Annotated in this window: 21 protein-coding genes; 20 read left to right on the forward strand and 1 reads right to left on the reverse strand. The window is 63.9% G+C overall.

Annotated elements, in window-relative coordinates; all coding sequences use genetic code 11:
- The first annotated feature begins 3 nt into the window (after positions 1–3).
- From rfbA to Talka_RS05525, 20 genes are all read left to right on the forward strand, one after another.
- A complete protein-coding gene (gene rfbA, locus Talka_RS05430; protein ID WP_143890105.1) occupies positions 4–873 on the forward strand; it encodes a glucose-1-phosphate thymidylyltransferase RfbA in 870 nt (289 codons plus the stop codon).
- A gap of 4 nt (positions 874–877) precedes the next feature.
- A complete protein-coding gene (rfbC, locus tag Talka_RS05435) occupies positions 878–1450 on the forward strand; it encodes a dTDP-4-dehydrorhamnose 3,5-epimerase (protein ID WP_143890106.1) in 573 nt (190 codons plus the stop codon).
- Entirely contained in the window at positions 1447–2298 is an 852-nt protein-coding gene (locus Talka_RS05440) for a glycosyltransferase family 2 protein (RefSeq protein ID WP_143890107.1), read from the forward strand. Before rfbC ends, Talka_RS05440 begins: the two co-directional genes overlap by 4 nt.
- An 80-nt stretch (positions 2299–2378) precedes the next feature.
- Positions 2379–4040: a GspE/PulE family protein gene (locus tag Talka_RS05445; protein WP_246100592.1), complete on the forward strand. Its 1662-nt coding sequence runs from the start codon at positions 2379–2381 to the stop codon at positions 4038–4040.
- Positions 4033–5274 (forward strand): type II secretion system F family protein, encoded by a 1242-nt coding sequence (locus Talka_RS05450; RefSeq protein WP_143890109.1) that lies wholly within the window; start codon positions 4033–4035, stop codon positions 5272–5274. Before Talka_RS05445 ends, Talka_RS05450 begins: the two co-directional genes overlap by 8 nt.
- Positions 5275–5342: 68 nt before the next feature.
- Entirely contained in the window at positions 5343–5783 is a 441-nt protein-coding gene (gene gspG, locus Talka_RS05455) for a type II secretion system major pseudopilin GspG (RefSeq protein ID WP_143890178.1), read from the forward strand.
- A 16-nt stretch (positions 5784–5799) separates the two neighbouring features.
- The gene (locus tag Talka_RS12285) at positions 5800–6303 is read left to right on the forward strand and encodes a prepilin-type N-terminal cleavage/methylation domain-containing protein (protein ID WP_425472640.1); all 504 of its coding nucleotides are present in this window, start codon (positions 5800–5802) and stop codon (positions 6301–6303) included.
- 43 nt (positions 6304–6346) lie between these two features.
- Positions 6347–6772: a type IV pilus modification PilV family protein gene (locus Talka_RS05465; protein WP_281289646.1), complete on the forward strand. Its 426-nt coding sequence runs from the start codon at positions 6347–6349 to the stop codon at positions 6770–6772.
- A 14-nt stretch (positions 6773–6786) separates the two neighbouring features.
- Positions 6787–7524, forward strand: coding sequence for a prepilin-type N-terminal cleavage/methylation domain-containing protein (locus Talka_RS05470; RefSeq protein ID WP_281289644.1), 738 nt, complete (start codon positions 6787–6789; stop codon positions 7522–7524).
- 13 nt (positions 7525–7537) lie between these two features.
- Complete coding sequence (locus tag Talka_RS05475; protein ID WP_143890113.1) at positions 7538–8359, forward strand: hypothetical protein; 822 nt, start codon at positions 7538–7540, stop codon at positions 8357–8359.
- A gap of 128 nt (positions 8360–8487) precedes the next feature.
- On the forward strand, positions 8488–9420 hold the full coding sequence (locus tag Talka_RS05480) for a hypothetical protein (RefSeq protein ID WP_143890114.1): 933 nt from the start codon (positions 8488–8490) through the stop codon (positions 9418–9420).
- A complete protein-coding gene (gspM, locus tag Talka_RS05485) occupies positions 9417–10001 on the forward strand; it encodes a type II secretion system protein GspM (RefSeq protein ID WP_143890115.1) in 585 nt (194 codons plus the stop codon). Before Talka_RS05480 ends, gspM begins: the two co-directional genes overlap by 4 nt.
- 383 nt (positions 10002–10384) lie before the next feature.
- Positions 10385–10723, forward strand: coding sequence for a hypothetical protein (locus tag Talka_RS05490; protein WP_143890116.1), 339 nt, complete (start codon positions 10385–10387; stop codon positions 10721–10723).
- Between the two features lie 18 nt (positions 10724–10741).
- Complete coding sequence (gspD, locus tag Talka_RS05495; protein WP_185970068.1) at positions 10742–13093, forward strand: type II secretion system secretin GspD; 2352 nt, start codon at positions 10742–10744, stop codon at positions 13091–13093.
- A gap of 60 nt (positions 13094–13153) precedes the next feature.
- Entirely contained in the window at positions 13154–13651 is a 498-nt protein-coding gene (locus Talka_RS05500) for a hypothetical protein (protein ID WP_143890118.1), read from the forward strand.
- Positions 13652–13791: 140 nt separating this feature from the next.
- The gene (locus Talka_RS05505) at positions 13792–15336 is read left to right on the forward strand and encodes a hypothetical protein (protein WP_143890119.1); all 1545 of its coding nucleotides are present in this window, start codon (positions 13792–13794) and stop codon (positions 15334–15336) included.
- Between the two features lie 170 nt (positions 15337–15506).
- Positions 15507–16349: a peptidylprolyl isomerase gene (locus tag Talka_RS05510; protein WP_185970069.1), complete on the forward strand. Its 843-nt coding sequence runs from the start codon at positions 15507–15509 to the stop codon at positions 16347–16349.
- 23 nt (positions 16350–16372) lie between these two features.
- Positions 16373–17161, forward strand: coding sequence for an ABC transporter permease (locus tag Talka_RS05515; RefSeq protein WP_185970070.1), 789 nt, complete (start codon positions 16373–16375; stop codon positions 17159–17161).
- Positions 17158–18486, forward strand: coding sequence for an ABC transporter ATP-binding protein (locus tag Talka_RS05520; protein ID WP_143890122.1), 1329 nt, complete (start codon positions 17158–17160; stop codon positions 18484–18486). Before Talka_RS05515 ends, Talka_RS05520 begins: the two co-directional genes overlap by 4 nt.
- Positions 18483–20741 (forward strand): O-linked N-acetylglucosamine transferase, SPINDLY family protein, encoded by a 2259-nt coding sequence (locus Talka_RS05525; RefSeq protein ID WP_281289645.1) that lies wholly within the window; start codon positions 18483–18485, stop codon positions 20739–20741. Before Talka_RS05520 ends, Talka_RS05525 begins: the two co-directional genes overlap by 4 nt.
- A 13-nt stretch (positions 20742–20754) precedes the next feature.
- On the opposite strand, the gene Talka_RS05530 is transcribed toward Talka_RS05525, so the two are convergent.
- Complete coding sequence (locus tag Talka_RS05530) at positions 20755–21213, reverse strand: lysophospholipid acyltransferase family protein (RefSeq protein ID WP_143890124.1); 459 nt, start codon at positions 21211–21213, stop codon at positions 20755–20757.
- Between the last annotated feature and the right edge of the window lie 317 nt (positions 21214–21530).

Here is a 21530-nt window from a genome sequence, read left to right on the forward strand (position 1 = left end):
CGCATGCGCAAAGGCATCATTCTGGCCGGCGGCTCCGGCACCCGGCTGCACCCGGCCACGCTGGCGGTCAGCAAACAGCTGCTGCCCGTCTATGACAAGCCCATGGTTTATTACCCCCTGGCCACGCTGATGCTGGCCGGCATCCGCGAGGTGCTGGTCATCAGCACCCCGCAGGACACCCCGCGCTTTGCCCAGCTTTTGGGCGACGGCAGCCAGTGGGGCATCAGCCTGCATTACGCCGTGCAGCCCAGCCCCGACGGACTGGCGCAGGCGTTCATCATCGGCGCCGGTTTCCTCGCCGGCGCGCCGAGCGCCATGGTGCTCGGCGACAACATCTTCCACGGCCACGACCTGCAGCCGCTGCTGCGCGCCGCCGATGCCCAAACCGTTGGCGCCACCGTGTTCGCCTACCACGTGCACGATCCTGAGCGCTACGGCGTGGTCGAATTCGATACCCAAGGCCGGGCGCTGTCGATCGAAGAAAAGCCCGCGCGCCCCAAGTCGAACTTCGCCGTCACCGGCTTGTATTTCTACGACGCGCAGGTGGTGGACATCGCCCGCGCCGTCAAGCCCAGCGCCCGCGGCGAGCTGGAAATCACCTCTGTCAACCAGACCTACCTGGAACGCGGGCAGCTCAACGTGCAAATCCTTAAGCGCGGCTATGCGTGGCTCGACACCGGCACGCACGACAGCCTGCTGGAGGCCAGCCACTTCATCGCCACGCTGGAGCGCCGCCAGGGCCTCAAGATCGCCTGCCCGGAGGAGATCGCCTGGCGTCAGGGCTGGATCGATGACGAACAGCTGGCGCGCCTGGCGCAACCGCTGGCCAAGAGCGGCTACGGCCGCTACCTGCTGGCGCTGCTGGGGGAGTGAGACGATGCCCTACACCGTCACGCCCACTGCCATTCCCGAGGTGCTGATCCTGCAGCCGCGCGTGTTCGGCGATGAGCGCGGCTTCTTCCTCGAAAGCTTCAACCAGCGCGATTTCGAAGCCGCCACCGGCTTGCAGGGACTTGCCTTCGTGCAAGACAATCACAGTCGCAGCCATCGTGGCGTGCTGCGCGGCCTGCATTATCAGTTGCCGCCGCATGCCCAAGGCAAGCTCGTGCGCGTGGCGCGCGGGGTGGTGTGGGACGTGGCGGTGGACATCCGGCGCGACTCGCCGACGTTCGGCCGCTGGGTCGGCGTGGAGCTGTCGGACGCCAACCAGCGCATGTTGTGGATCCCGCCGGGCTTTGCGCACGGATTCATCGTGCTTTCCGAGGAGGCTGATTTCCTTTATAAAACCACCGACTACTACGCGCCGGAGCTGGAGCGCTGCATCCGCTGGGACGACCCGCAACTGGCCATCGACTGGCCGCTGCAGGGCCTGCCGCATGGGCCGGTGCTGTCGCGGAAAGACGCAGACGCGCCACTGCTGTCTAATTTTAGCAACGAATGGGCGTCATGAGTCAATCTGCCCGTTTAAACAAAGCGGGGTCCTTGGGGGAAGAGGACATAAAGCAAGAACAACAGCCGTCTGGCAATATTGAAAAATTCAGTGTTTCAATCGTATCTCATCGGCATGGCCAGTTGACAAAGGGAGTTTTGAATTCTTTGGCGCTAAGCCACCCATGGATTGAGCGTGTTTGGTTGACGCACGACGTACCCGAAGTAGAGTGGCGGCCGTCCGGGGATAATAAATGGCCATTCGATCTGCGGGTGATCGATAATAAACATTCGCAAAGTTTTGCTGTCAACCATAATCGGGCATTCAGGGAGGAGTGTAAATATCGCCTGCCGGGGGTATGGTGGTGGGGAGTTATCAACCCCGATGTGAGCTGGAAAGGGGATCTGTTGAGCGAAATTCGGAAAGAGGTGGCCCGGTTAAACAGTAACCAGATCGGAATGATTTATCCAGCTCAGATTGATGTAAACGGTGTGGTTCAAGATTATGAGCGGGATTTGCCGAGTCCGCGGGCGTTAATCCGTCGGCTGGTGTTACATAAAAGGAGCTTAGGGATAGATCGTCCGCCTGATTGGATTAATGCAGCTTGCATGTTTGTAAGATCTGACGTTTTTCATTTGTTGGGTGGGTTTGATGAGCGTTATCGTCTTTACGTTGAGGATGTGGATTTTTGTCTGCGATTGCGGCTTGCGGGCTATGCGATGCGTCGGGTCAACTGCTTTCCAGTAACGCACATGGCGAATCGGGCAAGTCGCCATCACTGGCGGCACGCCTTTTGGCATCTGCAAGGTTTGATTCGACTTTGGCTTTCGTCCTCCTACGCTGAATATAAAAAAGTATTTTTCAAATGAAGCGCGATTCATCGTCTTTGATTGCCGAGTCGAAGCTTGCCCATGGATCTCGACCGAGTCAGCGTCTGCTATTAGGGCAAATGCTCGTGCAGGCTGGAAAGCTCAAAAGTCGCGATCTTGAGCGCGCACTGTTGGCGCAACATGAATCCCCTGGTATTTTGTTGGGGCAGTTGCTGGTGCGGCTTGGGTTGGTGTCTGAGCAAGATGTATTACAAATGGTGGCTGAGCAATTTCAGCTTCCTTTGATCTGTGCTGATGACCTGCCGCTTTTTCCGGTTGATGTACCAGGTTTTGAAGCAGATTTTTGGCGCACCAATTTGGCCTATCCAATAGCCATGAACGATGGTGTGGTTACAATAGCGGTGGCGTTTCCGCACGATCCGTTTGTTGCCCGAGCTGTGGAAATTATTACGGGTTGCACTCCTAAACTTTGTTTAGTATCTGAAAGCGAATTAGAGAAGGCCTTTCAAGGGGCGGGTCAGGAAGGAGAGGGTTCTGCCCCCGATGGTGCAGATGGGGAGCGCGAAGAAGGCAATGAATTTATCGAGTATTTGCGCGATTTGGCCAGTGAAGCTCCGGTGATTCGGCGTGTCAACCAAATAATAGCTCGGGTGGTTGAGTTGCGAGCTTCGGATATCCATCTGGAGCCTTTCGAAGACGGTTTGCACGTGCGTTACCGTATCGACGGTGAGATCGCGACCCATGAAACGATATCGGCTGGCATGGCGGCGGCCATCGTATCCAGGGTTAAACTTATGGCCCATTTAGATATTGCGGAAAGACGTTTGCCGCAAGATGGAAGGATACGCTCAAGGGTCAAAGGTCGGGAGCTCGATTTGCGGGTTTCTGCGGTGCCAACAGTGCATGGCGAAAGCGTGGTTTTGCGGGTATTGGACCGTTCCAGTGTGCGCTTTGAGCTCGAAGAAATGGGTTTTGAGCCGGACACCCTTAAAACATTTCGCTCACTCATCGCTCGTCCGCACGGCATTCTTCTGGTTACGGGGCCAACAGGTTCAGGTAAAACGACAACTCTTTATTCCGCCTTGGCTAAGCTCGACGCAGATGCGCATAAGATTATAACTGTAGAGGATCCGGTTGAATATCAGCTTCCGGGTATCAATCAAATCCAAGTTCACACGGCGATTGGTCTGACTTTCGCTCGACTGCTTCGTTCGATTTTACGGCAAGATCCCGATATCATCATGATTGGGGAAATGCGTGATACCGAAACCGCGCAGATTGCTGTTCAGGCTGCCCTAACGGGGCATCTGGTGTTGTCAACCTTGCACACCAACACCGCTGCCGGCGCCCTTGTTCGGCTGCAAGATATGGGGGTGGAGCGCTATTTGATTACCTCCAGCGTAACAGGTGTTTTGGCGCAGAGGTTGGTTCGGCGCCTCTGCCAACATTGTCGCCAGCCTTATGAGCCGCAGCCGGAGATTTTCCGGCAGTTGGGCGTGCAGGTTGATGGCCCTCAGTGTCCCCAATTGTATCGGGCTGTTGGATGTCCTCATTGTCGCGGAACGGGATATTGGGGTCGTACGGCGGTGCATGAGCTTTTGATTATGGACACTGTATTGCAACGTGCCGTGATCGAGGGGGCCGACGCCGCGTCCTTGCAGGCCCTGGCTTGCCGTCAGGGCATGCGTACTTTGCGCGAAGATGGTTTGCGCAAGGCTCTTCGGGGTGTCACGACGCTGGAGGAGGTGTTGCGTTTGACAGAGGACGCGGGCGATGTCTGAATTTATCTATCGGGCAATCGATGCCCGTGGGGGGGTGCAAACGGGAAAAATTCAAGCCTATGGTCTTGCCGCTGCTGCACGGCAACTGCGGACTCAAGGTTTGACCCCGTTGGAGCTGCAACCTGCTGAAGCAGTGGGCGTAGTCGAGGATTTGCCGCCTGCGGCATCTTGGACACGATGGCGGGTTACTCACCGACGCGTCCGCGCGCGTGACCTTTCCACATGGACTTCCGAACTGTCCACCATGTTGCGGGCGGGGCTACCGCTGGATCGTTGTCTTCGTTTGCTTGCGTTAATGGCGCCTGCAGCGCCGTTGCAGTCCGCTACCGAGATGTTGCTGTCGGATATCAAGGCCGGTCAGCCTTTGAGCAGGGCTTTGGCTCGCCATCCAGAATTATTTGGTGAGTTTTTTATAAATTTGGTTCGCGCTGGAGAAGCGACGGGTCAACTGGCTGAAGCGTTGGAACGCATCCGTGAGCACCAAGAGCGGGTGCGCGAGCTGCGTGAGAAAGCCTGGACTGCGGCGACTTATCCGGTTATTTTGGCCGCAATCAGCGTGATTTCGCTTGTCGTTATGCTGGTTTATGTGGTGCCTCAGTTCCGCGGGCTATTCGGTGATTTGGGAGACCGCTTGCCCCTTGCAACGCAATGGGTGATGAGCGTGAGCGACGCTTTAACTCGTAATCCTTGGCTCACGACAGTGAGCATCGTCTGCGTGCTGCTTTTCATTCTTATTCTGGCGAGGCAGCAATCCGTTCGTCGACGGGTGGTGCAGGCTTTGCATCGCTGGCCGGTGGTGGGCTCACTGCTGACGCGTTATCAACAGGCGGTTTTTGTGCGAACGTTGGGTGCGATGCTTAACAATGGCGTTGGGTTGGTCACGGCCTTGAAAATTGCCGGCGATACTTTTGTGTTGCCAGAATTTAAGAAGTATATTGAAGATATTGCGGTTGAAGTTAAAAATGGGCGGCGGCTGGCGGATGTAATGCAGCGGCAAGTTTTTTTTGAGCCGTTGGTGGTTAACCTTGTTAAAGTGGGGGAAGAAACTGGTCGTCTCGGTCCAATGTGGAGCGAAGCGGCCTCGATCATTGAGCGTGAGGTACAGCAGCGTTTACAGCGGTTATTGGCGTTGTTGGAGCCGGCGCTCATTCTTGTTTTGGGTGCATTGATCGCAGGTATCATTCTGTCTATTTTGATGGGAATTCTTGCGGTCAATGATTTGGCGGCGGTCTAAGTGTAATTTTGGTGTTGATTGGGGTGAGCAGGATGATGTTTCTGCAAAAGTTCAATGGTGGGGTGGAGATGAAGCTTGATCGATTGAATCGAGAGCGGAGCTCTATTCGCGTTATTGTGGGTTTTACGCTGGTCGAGCTATTGGTGGTGCTTGTGATTTTGACATTGTTGGCCGGTTTGGTCGGGCCGCGCATTCTTGATCAATTAGGTGGGGCAAAAAGCAAGACGGTTGCGGTGCAGATTGCTGATTTGGAGAAAGCTCTTGATCTTTTCAGGCTTGATGTCGGTCGTTACCCAACTACGGAAGAAGGTCTTCAGGCTCTTATTAAGGCGCCCGCGGGCGTTAAAGGCTGGAATGGGCCGTATTTGAAAGGTGATCTTCCTGTCGATCCCTGGGGTAATCCTTATCATTACACTCTGCGCGATGGGCGGGTAGAAATCATCTCTTATGGGGCCGACGGTGCGCCGGGCGGCGAAGGGGAAAACGCCGATATACGCAACAAACCCTGACGGTTTGGCTGCAATCATGGTGAGTCGCGCTTTGCGGGGGCGACCATTGCGGGGCCGGCCCAACTTGGTGGGCTTTACGCTCATCGAGCTTCTGGTCGTGTTGACTCTGATGGCGTTGGTGGCCACACTGACCCTGGCAGCGTGGAGTCGGTGGCAAGAAGGCCAAGCCTACCGCGAAGCGGTTCACCACATCCATCAGGGGTTGCTGCAGGCCCGCCATCTGGCCTTCCAGCAGGCTTTACCAGTCGCATATGTGTTTGACATGCAGCAGCGACGTTATGGTTTCTGGGTCTCAGGTCAGTCAAAGGCGGACTGGAGGGGAAGTTGGCCTTCTGCGCTTCAGTTGCAGTTGACGGTGGCTGCAGGCGCAGTGCCCGAGCCATGGCAAGGAATTTTATTTATGCCTGATGGGGGGGCTACAGGGGGTACCATCCGGATCCTGCGTCCGTCGCAAAGTGGCACGGCACTGAGAGTAGATTGGCTCACAGGCCGGGTTGACGCATACCCAGTTGACGAGTGAGGGTTCGATTTTGTTACGGCGTCGTGGGGGTATCTCGGTGTCGGTGACAGGGCGCCGCGTTGGCGGTTTGTCTTTGCTTGAAATGCTGGTGGCTATGGTGATCGTCGGCATGGGTGTGGCTGCCACCTACCGCAGCATCGGGGATAGCGCGGCCAAAACCCACGAGCTGCAACAGCGCCAACAGGCTTGGATGCTGATGGAGGGCCTGCTGCAGGTACCCGCGGAGCGAGCACCCTCGCCGCTGCCACAGACTGGTCAAAGTGGCGATTTTCAATGGTTGATTGAACCCCTGGAGGATGAGCCGGCTCCCGAAATCACCGTGATCGCGCCGCAAGGTTTGACTTGGGCGACCGCTGAGGGGCAAGCGGTGCGTCCGGTCGCGCTGCGCTACACCGTCCATTGGCAGCAACAGCAGCGCAGCATCAGCGTGGTGACGTGGCGCCTGGTTCCAAACGTTCCTGGTTCATGACGAGTAGCCAGTCGATGCCGTTGCCCCTGCGCTCCAAGGGTCCGCGCCGACCCAAGGGCTTCACCTTGGTCGAGGCGTTGGTGACGCTGGTGATGCTATCTATGGTCGCGCTGGGTCTGGCTGGCTCGATGCACACAATCGGCCAGGCGCAGACTCGGCTCGCAGCCCGACAGGCACGGCTGCAAGCGATGGAGACCACTTCCAGAGTCTTGCAACAGTTGCTTGGCGAGCCAGTGCGGGAAACCCTTGAGCCAGCGCGTGACGCCCCCGGTTGGCCGCAGCGCCGCATTCGTTTCTCACTCAAGGATGACGCCATAGAGTGGGTCGGCGTCATGCCGCCCCGCCCAGGGATGGGAGGACCCGCAGAGTTTCGCTTGGCGCTTGAACAGGATTCCGTTCGCGCTGGGGTGCGCCACTTGGTGCTGCGCCATCGGCCTCGGGCTGAAGTCAATCAGGGAGTCAAATTTGACTCTTGGGACAGTGCCCAAGCTGAAACTTTGGCTGCGGAAGTGCAGGCTTTGCGCATCCAGGTGCGTTCCGAGCGCCCGGCGGGGTGGTCCGTGAACATGCCTTGGGACGATGCGTGGCGGCCCGACTGGCCGGAGTGGGTGCGTGACGTTCCGCAATGGATCCGGATCGAGCTGGCTGATGCCTTGGGCCCCTGGCCGCCCATCATGATCGCCGTCAGACCCACACCTCCTTCGGCAGCGCGGCTGCAGCGGGCGGTCATCGGAGGAGGCCAGGTTGACTGAACGCCGAGCAGGCATGGCCTTGGTGGCCGTGTTATGGGTGCTGGCGGCGCTGGCCTCCGTCGCCTTGATCCTGGCCCAGCAACTGCAACTGGAAACCCAACGCCGTCAGAGCCAAGCCGACGGGGTGCGAGCTCAGGCGCAGGCTCAAGCGGCTTTGGTGCATCTCATGGCCTCCGGGGTTTTGGATGCGGCTTGGCCTGAGCCTCCTGTGCGCATCTGGCGCCTGGTATGGCCTGACGCGCGGGTCATCGTGCGCATGCACTCGGCAGCTGACGCCATTGATCTCAACCACGCTCCGCGGGATTTGATTGCAGCCGCCTTTCGTTACGCGGGCGGGCTGGATGAACTGCAGGCCCGCCGCTGGGCTGACGCCATTGTGGATGAGCGGGAACGACGTCGCGCCGCGTCTGGCAACAGCCAAGAAGGACTCAGCCCTTACCAGTCGGTTTCCGATTTGCTGGCCTATCCCGGCTTGCCCTTCGATTTATGGCTGCGGGTAGAATCAACGCTGACGGTTGACAGCAACCAGCCCACGGTGGATCCATGGGCGGCTCGACCGGCTGTGCTATGGGTGCTGGCCGGTGGCGATGCGGCCCGGGCCGAATCTTGGCTGGCGGCGCGCGCTCAGGTTGGGCAGCCCGATTGGAGCGTCATACCTGCTGCCTGGCGCGGTTTGCCCGGAACCGACCGCGTCATCTTAGAAGCCGAGGTCAGTCACGCCAGCGGCCCAGTCTTGCGCTTGAGGTGGCTGCTGGCTCGTGCGTTCGGCGGTTCCGACCGGCTGTCTTGGAAGATCCTGCGTCAAACCGTCCGAAACGTGGCCAGCCCTGGATGAAAACGCTAGCATCTCCCGCCGAATCCTCTTTGCCTCGCGATTGGTGGCAACGCTCGCCGCTTCTGCGAGTGCTGGCCCGCTTAGGGGCCCAGTTCGCGGCAGGGCTGCGGCGCTTTCTCCAACCGCCGTTGGTGTTACGGCTTGACGCCGCTGAGCCTGGACAGGCACCGCGGCTGCTCGACGAAGAGGGGCGTCCGCTTTCGGGCTGGCGCGCGCGCGGTTGGGCTTGGCTAGGGGTGCGTCGCTGGCCAGCCGTGGTCGTGCCCGAAGAGTTGGTGCTGCGGCGCACGTGGTGGCAGCCACCGGCCGACGAGAAGGCCACCGCCGCGGCGGCGCTTTGGCGTGCCCGATCTGAAAGTCCTTATGCGGCAGACGACACCCTTTTTATTTGGCGTGCCGAACCCCAAGCACAGGGCCAAAAAATCCACGGCGTTTGGCTGTCGCGCTCCTTGCTGCAGCGCAGCGCCCTGGCTTCGATGGGGCAGCGGGTGGTGTGGCTGGTGCCCAATCCCGCGGATGCCGATCGTTATCAATTCGTCCCTGGCTCGGGCTGGGCGGCCTTGCAGCGTTGGCGGCGTCGCTGGATGGTTCTAACTGGCTTGGCGTGGTTGCTGGCCTTAAGCCTTACAGCGGCAGCGGCTTTGACCCCCAGCTGGCAGCTGCGTCAGCGTGCTCACGACGCCCAAGCGCTCTGGAATGACCTAGCCGCGCGTGCCGAGCCTGCTTTAGCGGCGCGGCTGGCACTCACCACCGCGCTGGAGGCGGTGCAAGCCTACGATCAGCAAGTGGCCAGCCGACCCGACCCGGTGGCGGTGCTGAACTGGCTCCACGAGCGCAGTGGCGACGACACCTACATCACCGAGCTGGAGCTGGATGGCGAGGTGTTGCGCGTCTCGGGCTTTACCCCCAACGCGGTGGCGTTGCAGCAGGCGTGGTCGAACCAGCCTGGGTTGGCGCAGATCACGGCCACGCGCGCCGCGACCCGATCTGCGGCAACCGGTAAAGAATCCTTTCAATTCGAGCTGCGCTTTGCAGCCACCCCCGTTCTGACTCAGCCATGAAAGCCCAATGGATCCGCGACGCCACGGTCTGGCGCGCATTCGCTCGCCGGTCGGCTTGGGGTTTGCTGTGGGTGGCCTTGCTGGGTCTGCCGCCGGCGGGGGTGGCTTGGTATGTGGCGGGCAAGCACCGCTTTGCGCAGCGTAACTTGGACGACCTTGCCCCGCGATACGCCCGCCTAGCGGGCGTCGTGGAGCAGCAAGACGCCCTCGCCGCCCGCGCCGCGCAGGCGGCTGAAGCGCTGACCTTGCGCGTGCTGCCTGCCGACGGCGACCCGCAGGCGCTGACCAACGATTGGCTGCAGCGCGCTCGCAACATCATGGAGCAAAACGGCTTGGCCATCGAAAGCAGCCAAGCCTTGGCGCCACAAGATCTTGGGCCTCTGCGGCTGCTTAGCATGACCGTGATCGCCGACGCGGAGCTCAACGCCGTGGGCCGCGTGCTGGCGCAGTTGCGATCTCAGCAACCACCGATGCACGTCGTGCGTTTCAGCGCCCGCACCACCGGCCCGGTGGCACCCAACAGCAATCCCCGCCTGAAAGTGCAGATGCAACTGGCGGTCTATCAGCAGCGGCTGCCATGATCAACCGACCGCCCGTCCTGCTCACCTCGTTGCGCGCCGCCGTGGCCGGGGGGCTGGTGGCTGCCGCCGCGCTGGCGGCTTTGTGGTTGCGTCCCCCGGGGGTGCCTGCCGACCACGCCGACTGGCGCGTATGGCAGCAGCGCGCGTCTTGGGCCGCCCTTGGTTGGCGGCCGTGGCAAACCGTGCAGCTGCACACGCCGCGCTGGTCGGCGCCGGCCCCGGTCGCGCCGGCGTTGCCGGAAATCCCGCCGGCGCCCGCGCCAGCCGTGCAGCCCCTGCCCAGCCTGTCCGAAAGACCGCTGTTCACCCCGAACCGCCGGCCAGTGCCGCCACCGCCCCCACCACCGCCGCCCAAGCCACCTGATCCACTAGAGGGAGCCGTCTTGCTAGGGGTGATGGGGGGCGAGCGGCCTATCATTCTCATCCGGTTGGGCAGTGGCGCGGTGCAGCGCTTGGGCGTGGGCGCGCGCCTGGGTGACTGGGTGCTCAAAAGCGTCGAACCGGAAGCCGCGCTGTTTGAGCACGATGGGCAACGACGCCGTTACAGCATTACGCCCGGCAATCTTGGCAAAGGCACGCCGCCGCCGGCCGTGCCCCCACAGCTCAGCACCGTGCCTGCCGACGACCCGGAAGCCGCTTTGCAGCGGGCGCAACAACAAATCGAGCAACGCCGCCGTGGCGGATCGCAGGCACCCGCGTCGTCGCGCCCCGACAGGCCCTAAAAATCGATGGAACCAAGCATGCCGATGCAACACCGCCCCGTTTTTGCTGCTTTGCGCCCCACGGCGCTGGCTGTGGCGCTGGCCGTGGCGCTGGCGGGCTGCGCCCACGTGGCGCCAGCATCGCCGGCCTCAGTTTCGGGCGCGTCAGCCAGCGAGCCATCGCTGCAAGAGTCCGCGCAGACTGTCGGCAACGACACGGCGCAGTCCCCAGCGCCATCCACGGCGACAACGTCCGCGCAACCCGCTGTCTCGTTGGCTGGCAGCGACGAGTCCAGCGCCCGCGAGCGCGTGCTGCGGGGCAATGACAAGGTGGTGGCCCCTAACCGGGCCCAGCCTGCGGCGGCGGCCAACACCACGCTGCGCTTTGAGTCCGCCCCGCTGGGCGATGTGGCGCACGCCATCCTGCGCGAGCTGATGCGCGTCAATTACGTTATTCACCCGCCGCTTAACGGCACGGTCACGCTCGCCTCGCCCCAGCCGATCCCGCCGGAGCGGGCCCTGACTTTGTTGGAAGCAGCCCTGCAAGCCAACGGTTACCAGCTCGTGCGCGACGCCACAGGCACCTACCACATTGGCAAGCCCGAGCAGCTGCGCGGCATCGTGCCGGGTGTGGCGGTACTGGAGTCGCCCAACATGCCGCTGCCCGCTGGGCAAGGGGTGCTCGTGGTGCCGCTGCGCTACATCGGTGCGGCCGAAATGGCCTCCATTTTGCGCCCCTTCGCGCCGGAAGGTTCCATCGTGCGAGTGGACGCCTTGCGCAACCTGCTGGTGCTGACTGGCGCGCGTGCCCAGATCGATGGCTGGCTGGACCTGATCCAAACCTTTGACGTCAACTTGCTGGCGGGCATGTCGGTGGGCGTGTTTGCGTTGCAGCACATCAGTGCTCGTGACGTGGACAGCGCCTTGCGTGCGCTGGCCAATCCCGCCGCGCAGCTTACGGCGCCGCGGCCCGCCACCCCGCCGACCGCCGGCGGGCAGGGGGGGGTGAACCCGGCTTCGCAGCCTGCGCCCTCCGCGTTGGCCGAAGGCTCAGCGCTCATCCCGTTGCCGGTGCTGGGCGCCATCCGTGTTTTGCCGCTGGAGCGCTCCAACGCCGTGGTCATCGTTACCCCGCGCGCCGAATACCTCGACTTGGCGCGGGAATGGATCGCCAAGCTCGACCAGCCTGGGCTTGGCGGCAACGACCAGCAGCTGTTTGTCTATCGGGTGCAAAACGGCAACGCGCGCCACTTGGCCGACGTTTTGGCCGGGCTGTTCGGCAGCGGTCAGCCGTCGGCGCCGCCCTCCAGTGGGGTGGCGCCTGGGGCGGTGGCCCAAACGGTGACGAGCTTGCCGTCCGGCGGCGCCAGCCTGGCGACCCTGCCCAGCAACGCCGGTCAGGCCGCGCAGCCCTCCGCCGCCCCCGCGGTGACGCTGGCTGGCGGGCTGCGCATCATGGCCGACCAATACAACAACGCCATCCTGGTCTGGGGTACCCCCGGCCAATACCGCCAGGTCGAGCAAGCGCTCAAGCGGCTGGATGTGGCCCCTACCCAGGTGCTCATTGAGGCCACCATCGTCGAAGTGCAGCTGGTGGACGACCTCAAATACGGCATTCAATGGTTTTTCACCGACCGCCACGGCAGCAACACCGGCTCCGGCGTCTTGGACGCCCTGGCCAACCTGGGTGGCGCGCAAGGCGCCTTCACTTACACCTTGCGCGGCGCCAGCGGCAACATCCGCGCGGTGCTCAATGCCTTGGCCGAAAAATCCCTCATCAAGGTGATTTCCAGCCCCAGCCTGATGGTGCTAGACAACCACACCGCCAGCATCGTGGTCGGCAACCAGCAGCCAGTCCGCACTGCCGAAACCGTCACCACGGGTGGCAACGTCACCACCTCCATCACTTACAAAGACACCGGCGTGGCGTTGACCGTCACACCGTCGGTCAACGCGGGTGAAACCGTCACGTTGCAGCTGCAACAGGCCGTCACCGATGTGGGCGCCATTGACAGCGCCACCGGCCAGCGCGCCTTTTTGCAGCGTCAGATCGGCAGCCGCGTGGCGGTGCGCAGCGGCGAAACCTTGGTGCTGGGCGGCCTCATCCGCGACAACAACACCGCAGGCTCCGCCGGCTTGCCGGTAGCCAAGGACATCCCGTTGCTGGGCTGGCTCTTTGGCGCCCAGAATCGCAGCGCCAACCGCACCGAGCTGCTGGTGCTGATCACCCCCCGCGTGCTGCGCAGCGCCGAAGCCGCCGCCGAAGCCGCGCGCGAGGCGCGCCAGCGCATGGCCACGCTGCTGCAAGCCCGACCCTACACCGAGCTGCCGCCGGTGCCGGGGCTGCCGGTTGAAGCGCCGCTGGCCCCGCCAGAGCCGGTGCGGCGCTAAACCACCCATCTCGCCTTCAACGCCTTGAGCGCAAAAACCAGAAGGAGGAACACTGCCAAGATGAGCTTCAACGCCGCCTTTTCAACCGACCCGCCTGCTCACCCGGTGCTGTGCCGTGCGTGGCGCCGGGCCTGGCTGATTCCCGCGCTGCTGCTGGCCCTGGTGGGCTGCGCCGCGCCGCCGCCCACCGATCCGGACGCCGCGGCACAAGCCGCCGTGCGCCAGCGCGCCCAAGCCCGCGCCGACGCCATTGTGCGCGGCGACGCCGCCGCGGCCTACGCTTTGGCGGTGCCCAGCTACCGCCAGCTCGTCACGCCCGAAGCCTACGCCACCCGGCTGCAGGCCGTGCCGGTGCAGTGGCTGCAAGCCCGCGTGCATGAGGTGCAGTGCCCGCCCGAGCCGGGGCAGCCCGAGCCGCAGCGCTGCACCGTGCGGCTGGAGCTCACCAGCCAGCCGCGCCTGCCGCTGCCGCGCGGTCTGCGCCAGCCCCTTACCGGTTTTGTCGAACAGATTTGGGTGCGCGAGCAAGGCCAGTGGTGGATGCTGGAAGAGCTCTGAGCCGCGTATCCGCCGTTGCGACGGCGCAACAATCGGGGCGCCGTCGCATTCGGGTGCGGGCTTAGCGTCTTGACTGTGCTAAAGTAGGTGGCGCGAGTTGTTCTCTTGCACTTCGCGAATCAACCTACACTGGAGGTTCCATGAAAAAGTCATCCATCGCCCTGGGCGTGGCCGCTCTGATGGCCGCTGGCGTGCATGCGGCCATCGTTCAAGGTAATGCAACCCAGATTGTCGTCAATCCCAACGGCATCGGCCACAAGCTCATCTTCCCGTACTACACGGTGCAGGGCAACAACGCCACCCTGATCAACATCGTCAACCACGACCAACTCAACGGCAAGGCGGTGAAGGTGCGCTTCCGCGGCGCGGCCAACTCCGACGACGTGTACGACTTCACGCTGCTGATGTCGCCGGGCGATGTGTGGGTGGCGGCTGTGACCCAGGGGGCCGATGGGCGTGCCCAGCTGTTCACGCCTGACAGCTCCTGCACGCTGCCGGCCAATGTGAACGGTTCGTTCATCACCGGTCGTCTGGATCCGAACAGCACCGTCTCGCTGGAAGAGCAGACCCGCGAAGGCTACGTTGAGATCATCAACATGGCCGACATCCCCAAAAACACGGCTTCGACCTCGCTGTGGACGGCCATCAAGCACGGCAGCAACGGCAAACCGACGAACTGCAATGCGGCGGTCGTGACCCAGCTTTCGGGTGATGCGGTGGCGAATATCAACAGCGTGGACGGTTCCGGGCAAATGACCTCTTACGGCCTGTCGTTCCCGTCCACCGGTCTGTCGGGTGACTGGATCATCATCAACCAGCAGACCACCGCCGCATGGTCGGGTTCCGCGACCGCGCTGGAGGCCCGTAATGGTGGTGCCGCCACGACCGCCAACTTCGTGTTCTTCCCGCAGAGCGGTTCGGGGGTATCCTCCACCACGGCGTCCAACTGGTCGGCGGATCCGCTGTTCGAAAAGGGTGTCGTTGGCGCGGCCTACTACGACTTTCCGGATCTGTCGACGGCTTACTTGACGTCTACAGCTCTTTCTGTGTCTAACCTCAATAGCTACGCGGCTGCGGCTTCCTACCGCAACCTGGTCGCTGCCGCGCTGGCCAAGACGGTGGTGGCCAACGAGTTCGTGACCGACAGCACCATCGACGCCAAGACCGATCTGGTCTTCAGCCAGCCGGTGCGTCGCTACTACGCGGCGGTTAACTACGGCTCGACGGCTACCGCTGTTTACGCCACTTCGTCGGGGGTTTACACCTCCAACAACACCGCGCTGAGCAACCGCGTGCTGTGCGTGCGTCGCCCGACCGGCAGCAGCCTGCTGAGCTTCACCGCCTACGACCGTGAGGAAGCGACGTTGTCGCCCAGCGGTGCGGTCATCTCCCCGGGCACGCCGACGCGGTTCGACATCTGCGGTGAGGTTGCCGTGACCTCCATCAACGGCCAGGGCGGTGCGGCGGATCCGTCGGCCCTCAACGGCAAACTGGCCCGCAACGACATCAACCTCGGCTCGCTGATCGATGGCTGGATCGAGTTCAACACCGCGCTTGATACTGGTGATCGGGTCCCTGGTGTGACCGGCCTGCCTATCATCGGCAACGCCCACCTGCGCGCCCGCAACGGCAGCGTCAACTACGGCTTCACCTGGCCGCACAAGTACAACTACAGCAACAAGTAAGTCCGTCTGGCGCGGCGGCTTGGATGCCGCCGCCGGTTGATTCGCGAAGCGGGGCAACGCAGGTTGCCCCGTTTTTCTTTTTCAGCGCGGGTGGCCGGGTTGCTGCCGCGCTATCATCGGCAGCTATGGCAAGCTATGGTCGTTTTCATTGTCGCTACGCACGCCGATGCGTGCTTGCGCTGGCCGCTTGGGGGCTGGCGGGCAGCGCCGCGGCGCAAGCCCTGTTAACCCATCCGCAGGCAGTGGTGGAAGCTGCTGACCTCCAAGCCGAATGGGCGCGCCTGCCGACCGCGCAAGCCCAGGCGGCCCAAGCATCGGCGCGTGCCATCGGCGCGCAAGCCGAAGCGCTGCTGGTGCGCCGGGTCCTGGCCCGCCGCGCTGAAACCGAAGGCCTCATGGATGACCCGCTTGTGCAGCGCCAGGTGCAGCTGGCCCGCGAACGTGCTTTGTCCGACGCCTGGTTGGCGCGGCTGGACGGGCGCTCTGCTGCCAACGCCCAGGCGTTGGAAGATTACGCCCGCGCCATCTATACCGCTCAGCCGCAGCGCTTTACCGTGCCGGAGCAGGTGCGCGTGCGCCACATCCTGCTGCAGGGTGACGACGCCGAAGTCCGCGCGCGTCAGCTGCTGGATCAGCTGCGCGCCGGCGCAGACTTCGTCGCGCTGGCGCGCGAGCACTCGCGCGACCCCGGCTCCGCCGCCAATGGCGGCGACTTGGGATTTTTTGGCCGCGGACGCATGGTGCCGGAGTTCGAGCAAGCGGCCTTTGCCCTGCAGCAGCCAGGCGATTTGTCTGAGCCGGTGCGCACCTCGTTTGGGGTGCACATCCTGCGGCTGGAGCAGCGCCGGCAGGCGGGGCGGGTGCCTTTTGAAGAGGTGCGCGCCCAGCTGATGGAAGAAGCCGCCCAGGCGCTGCGCCAGCAGGCGCGCGCCGAGGTGCGTGATGCCATCCTGCGCGATGCCAAGCCGGACGTTGCTGCGGTGGAAGGTCTGGTGCAGCCCGCCGGGCGTTAGCGGGGCGTAGCGCTGTGTGGGCCGTGCAGGCTGCGTGGCGGCAGCGCCACCTGTTCGCAGCGCTGGTGCGCCGTCAATGGCACGACCGTTACGCCGGCAGCGCCCTGGGCGGTGCGTGGGCGCTGGCGCAGCCGCTGGCCTTGCTTGGGCTTTATGCGCTGGTCTTTCAGCTGATCTTTCAGGTGCGCTTGCCGCAGGCTTCGCCCGCGCCGTCGTATCTGGTCTGGCTGGCGCTGGGCCTGTGGCCCTGGGTGGCGCTGCAGGAGTGCCTGATGCGGGGGGCCAGCGCCATTGTGGCCCACGCTGCGTTGGTGCAAAAGGTGGCGTTTCAGCCCGCCTGGCTGGTGGCGGCGGCGGTGGCAGTGCCGTGGGCAGTGCACGCGCTGGGCCATGCGCTGGTGTTGGCTTTGCTGGCGCTGGTGGGCGCGCCATTGCAGCTGGCGTTGCTGTGGCAGTGGCCGCTGGTGTGGCTGGCGGTGGGGCTGTGGGCGTTGGGGGGGGCGCTGGCGCTGGCCAGCGTGCAGGTCTATGTGCGCGATTTGGAGCAGTTGCTGCCGCAGGTGCTGCCGTTGCTGATGTACGCCAGCCCAGTGCTGTATCCGCTGGCCCTGGTGCCCGCTTGGTTGCAGCCACTTATGGCCGCCAACCCGCTGACGTGGATGTTGGAGCCGCTGCGCGCCCATGGACTGGGCGTGCCAACGGAATCGGCAGCCGTCCAGACGGGGCTTGCTCTAGGCTTGGGCGTGGTCGGGCTGGCCGCGGGTGGATGGGTCTTCAGCCGTCTTCAACACGATTTTGAGGACGTGCTGTGAGTACCAAGCCGCTGCCGCCCGACGTGTTGGTGAACCTGCAGGAGGCCGGCAAAGATTACCCCTTGGTGCAAGGCTGGCGGCGCTGGGCGCTGCTGCTGGCGGCTTGGCGCCGCCAGCGCGCAGACGTGCCGGTGTTCACGGCCTTGCAGTCGGTGACGCTGCAGGTGCTTCGGGGGGAATCGCTCGGTGTCATCGGCGTCAACGGCGCCGGCAAGTCCACGCTGCTCAAGCTCATCGCCGGGGTGGCCCGCCCCACCCGCGGAGTGGTGCGGCGCCAGGGCCGCGTGGGGGCGCTACTGGAGCTCGGCGCCGGCTTCCACCCTGAACACACCGGGCGCGACAACGCCCTGCTGGCGCTGGCGCTGCAGGGTTTCAGCGCGGCCGAGGCCCGAGCCGCGCTGCCGCAGGTGGCTGCCTTCGCCGACCTGGGCAGCCATTTTGACCTGCCATTGAAGACCTACTCCAGCGGCATGATCATGCGGCTGGGCTTTGCCGTGATGACCGTGCTGCGCCCGGATCTGCTGATTACCGACGAGGTGTTGGCGGTCGGCGATGAGGCGTTTCAGAAAAAATGCATCGCGTGGATGGAGCGCTACCTGGCCGATGGCGGCACGCTGCTGCTGGTGTCGCACGGCATGTACCACGTGCAAAAGCTTTGCCGTCACGCGCTTTGGTTAGATCACGGCGCGGTGCAGGCGTATGGCGACGCGCTGGAGGTCACGCGCGCCTACTTGGCCTGGCACGAGCGGCGCTCGGCGCCCGCGGCGTCCCCGGGATCTTGGACGGGGGCGGGGGAGCCGGCAGCCGCGGGGGCTGCCCTACAGCACCCTGCCCCGTCCGACAACGCCGCCGGGCTGCCGTATCGGGTGGTGCATTGGTGGGTGGACGGGCGCGAGGTTCCCGTCGAGGGCTTGGTGCGGCCGATGGGGTCTGGCCCTTGCGTGGTCAGCGGGGTGGTGCAGGCGCCTGACGGCCAACGCCCGCAGGTGGCGGTGGGGCTGGCGCGCGCGGACGGTGCGGGTCTCTACGGCGTCAGCAGCGACATGACCGCCTCCGCGCCGCCGCTGTACCGGCTGGATCCGCAACATTACGCGTTTGCGCTGCGCTTGGAGCGGTTGCCGCTTCTACCCGGTGACTACGAGCTGCGGCTGCACGCGCTGGACGGCGCAGGTCTGCGGCTGTTCGATCACGTGTCGATTCCGTTGCGCGTCACCGGGGCCACCCGCGAGCTTGGCGTGCTGGCGCTGCCGCATGCCTGGCTGGATGAGGGCGAGACTCGGGCCCTGTGTCCGGGTTGGCCGGGATGCGACAATCGCGAGCCATGAACCGCCGTCCGTTCCCGTCCTATCCAACACAACCCTTGTCGTCTGCCCCGCAATCATATGTCCAGCAGGGGCAGTTGGCCCACGTCCGCGGGGATCTTGCGCAGGCTGAGCGGCTGTATCGCCAGGCGCTGGCGCAGGATCGCCGCCACGGCCCTGCGCTGCACATGCTGGGGGTTTTGGCGGCGCAGCAAGGCCAGCATGCGGCAGCGGTGGAGCTGCTGCGCCAGGCCGCGCGGGTGTTGCCGCAAGACTTTGCCGTGCACAACAACCTCGGCAACGCGCAGCACAAGCTCGGACGCTTTGCCGACGCGCTGCGCAGCCTGGAGCGTGCCCTGGCCCTGGCCCCGGCCAGCCACCGCGCGCAGGTACTCAACAATCTGGGCAACGCGTTGCAGGGCTTGGGGCGCTACGCCGAGGCCATCCAGCGCTATCAGGAGGCGCTGGAGCTGGCCCCGCAGCATGCGGAGTGCATGGCCAATCTGGCCAAAGCTTTGTTGCAAAGCCACCGCGCCGCCGAAGCGCTGCAGTGGGCCGAGCGGGCAGCGGCGCTGGCGCCGGATCGGCCCGCGCCTCACATCGCCAAAGGCTGGGCGCTGTTCAACCTGGGGCAGCCGAGCGAAGCGGCGCTGGCCGTGGGGCAGTGGCTGGCGCAAGACGACCGCCACGCCGAGGCGCAATTTTTGCGGGGTCTGTGCGCCGGCGCGCTGGAACGTATGGATTTGGCCTATCCCGCGCTGGAGCGTGCATATGCGCTGGATCCGGCTCTGCCGGGCTTGGTCGAGGCGCTGGCCCATGCGGCCGCTCGCGCTGGGCGTCACGAGCGGGCCAGCGAGTTGGCCGCCCAGCTGCGTGTTGACGGCCGGGCGGGTCGCGCCGGCGCCTGGATCGGCGCGCTGGCTGCGCAGCAGATGACGCTGGACTGGGCAGACTACGATGAAGTTCGGCAGCAAGCGCGCGCGGCCCTGCCCGCGGTTTCAGGCGGCATGGTCAACCCTTTCATGGTGCTGCACGTTTGGGATGACGGCGCGCTGCAGCGCGAAGTGGCGCAGCGCTACGCGCAGGCGCATGGATTGACCCATGTTGTGCCTGCAAATGAAGCGTTCAAGCCCGCCGCGCAGCCGTCACAGCGGTCGATTCGAGTGGCATACTTGTCAGCCGACTTCCGGCAGCATCCAACCGCCATGTTGGCTTGCCCGGTTTGGGAAGCGCACGACCGCTGTCGCTTTGAGTGGATCGGGGTCTATATGGGGCCGCCGTTGCAAGAGGGTGCCGATCCATGGCACGAACGAGCCCGCGCGGCGTTTGACCGGTTTGAAGTGATCATTGGCTTGTCGGACGAAGAGGCAGTGCAGCGTTTGCGCGCCCTGGAGATCGACATTGCGGTGGATTTGATGGGCTACACCCGTTACGCCCGTCCTGGTGTGTTGGCTGCCCGCGTGGCGCCCGTGCAGGCTGCATGGCTGGGGTATCCAGGCACGACGGGGATGCCAGCCATCGATTACCTCATCGCCGATCGCTGGGTGGCACCGCGCGACGCTTGGGGGGAGTTCACGGAGCAGGTTGTGTGGCTGCCCACCACTTACCAAGCCAATGGGCGCGACCGCCGTCCTAGCCAGATCACGCCATCCCGAGCGCAGGTGGGCCTGCCCGAACAGGCGGTCGTGCTAGCGTGTTTCAACAATCCAGCCAAGATTCAACCTGAAACCTTTGCCTGTTGGATGGAAATCCTGCGCCGCGTGCCAAACGCCGTGCTATGGTTGCTGGCGGGCCATGAGGGGGTCGAGCATCGCCTTCGGCAGCAGGCGGTTCAGGCGGGCCTGGAGCCGACGCGCGTGGTGTTGGCGCCGAAAGTAAACCACCCGGATCATTTGGCGCGCCACCAGCTGGCCGATCTGTTTTTAGATACGTGGCCGTACAACGCGCACACCACCGCTGCGGATGCGCTGTGGATGGGGCTGCCGGTGTTGACGCGTCGCGGCCATGCATTTGCGGGCCGCGTCGCTGAAAGTCTGCTGCATGCTGTTGGCTTGCCGGAACTGGTTGCTGCCGATGAGGCCGACTACATTGAGCGTGCAGTGGCGTTGGCCACCTCGGCTCAGCAGCGGCAGCGCCTTCGCGAGCGACTGCTGCAAGCGCGGCTGACTTCGCCGTTGTTCGACGCCAAGCGCCGGGCGCGCGAGCTGGAGGCAGCGTTTTGCATGATGCACGAGCAGCGCCAACGCGGTCTGCCACCCCAGCCGCTGCAGGTTGAGTGAGGCGATGGCCAGATTAACGCACCGCAGCATCCGGACGCAAAGCGGCCAACGCAGGCCAAAAATGCCACGCTGCGGGATCTTGCTGCAAGGCATTGCCAAACAAAGCGGCAAAATGCTGCGCCAGTTCCAGCGGTTGGTCGCTGAGTATGGGTGGTTCAACGCGGATATGCCGGTGCCCGTGGCGCGTGAGGGTACAAAAATAGACATAAACAGGCACCCGCATCTGAGCGGCCAAGCGAAACAGCCCCGCGGGAATGGCCAGTGCCCAGCCTGGCCAGGGTTGAATCCAAAAGTGTTGCCGACGACCGGGCGGAGCATCGCCCAGCGCCATCAAGCCACCGCCTTGTCGCCACCAGGCCAAGATCGCCTTGGCCGCCCCCCCGGTTGGTAGAGGCGGATACCGCATGGCTGCTTCCAGTACCCGCAAGCGGCGTGCCACCAAGGTTCGCTGCGCGTCAGGCAGATCGGCCATGGACGGCGGGGCAAACAGCCACCGGGTTTGCCCATGGTGGCGGCCAAACAGCACGTGCGCCCAAGCCCCAGCCCCATAGTGCGCGGTCAGTGCCAGATAGGGTTGCCCCGGCGGGGGTAAGTCGCCCTCAACGCAGACCCAGCGGCTCGGTGGCTGACCTAACGCCCATACGTCAGTGCGATCAGCGCGCAGGTAGCAAGCGTGACGCCGAGCGAATACAGCTTCGGTTGGGAGCAGGCTCAGCGGGACGGCCTCTCGCGCGGCCTGCCAGGCTAACTCCCCTGCAAGGCGATCGTGGCGATTTTCAAACGCCGGCC

Origin of the sequence: Tepidimonas alkaliphilus (assembly GCF_007556595.1) — a bacterium.
GTDB classification, from domain to species: domain Bacteria; phylum Pseudomonadota; class Gammaproteobacteria; order Burkholderiales; family Burkholderiaceae_C; genus Tepidimonas; species Tepidimonas alkaliphila.

What these genes read in the sequence shown, in the direction of transcription:
- rfbA (WP_143890105.1), top strand. Translation starts at nt 4, where the DNA reads ATGCGCAAAGGCATCATTCTGGCCGGCGGCTCCGGCACCCGGCTGCAC.
- rfbC (WP_143890106.1), top strand. Translation starts at nt 878, where the DNA reads ATGCCCTACACCGTCACGCCCACTGCCATTCCCGAGGTGCTGATCCTG.
- Talka_RS05440 (WP_143890107.1), top strand. Translation starts at nt 1,447, where the DNA reads ATGAGTCAATCTGCCCGTTTAAACAAAGCGGGGTCCTTGGGGGAAGAG.
- Talka_RS05445 (WP_246100592.1), top strand. Translation starts at nt 2,379, where the DNA reads ATGCTCGTGCAGGCTGGAAAGCTCAAAAGTCGCGATCTTGAGCGCGCA.
- Talka_RS05450 (WP_143890109.1), top strand. Translation starts at nt 4,033, where the DNA reads ATGTCTGAATTTATCTATCGGGCAATCGATGCCCGTGGGGGGGTGCAA.
- gspG (WP_143890178.1), top strand. Translation starts at nt 5,343, where the DNA reads ATGAAGCTTGATCGATTGAATCGAGAGCGGAGCTCTATTCGCGTTATT.
- Talka_RS12285 (WP_425472640.1), top strand. Translation starts at nt 5,800, where the DNA reads ATGGTGAGTCGCGCTTTGCGGGGGCGACCATTGCGGGGCCGGCCCAAC.
- Talka_RS05470 (WP_281289644.1), top strand. Translation starts at nt 6,787, where the DNA reads ATGCCGTTGCCCCTGCGCTCCAAGGGTCCGCGCCGACCCAAGGGCTTC.
- Talka_RS05475 (WP_143890113.1), top strand. Translation starts at nt 7,538, where the DNA reads ATGGCCTTGGTGGCCGTGTTATGGGTGCTGGCGGCGCTGGCCTCCGTC.
- gspM (WP_143890115.1), top strand. Translation starts at nt 9,417, where the DNA reads ATGAAAGCCCAATGGATCCGCGACGCCACGGTCTGGCGCGCATTCGCT.
- gspD (WP_185970068.1), top strand. Translation starts at nt 10,742, where the DNA reads ATGCCGATGCAACACCGCCCCGTTTTTGCTGCTTTGCGCCCCACGGCG.
- Talka_RS05500 (WP_143890118.1), top strand. Translation starts at nt 13,154, where the DNA reads ATGAGCTTCAACGCCGCCTTTTCAACCGACCCGCCTGCTCACCCGGTG.
- Talka_RS05505 (WP_143890119.1), top strand. Translation starts at nt 13,792, where the DNA reads ATGAAAAAGTCATCCATCGCCCTGGGCGTGGCCGCTCTGATGGCCGCT.
- Talka_RS05525 (WP_281289645.1), top strand. Translation starts at nt 18,483, where the DNA reads ATGAACCGCCGTCCGTTCCCGTCCTATCCAACACAACCCTTGTCGTCT.
- Talka_RS05530 (WP_143890124.1), bottom strand. Translation starts at nt 21,213, where the DNA reads ATGGCCGATCTGCCTGACGCGCAGCGAACCTTGGTGGCACGCCGCTTG.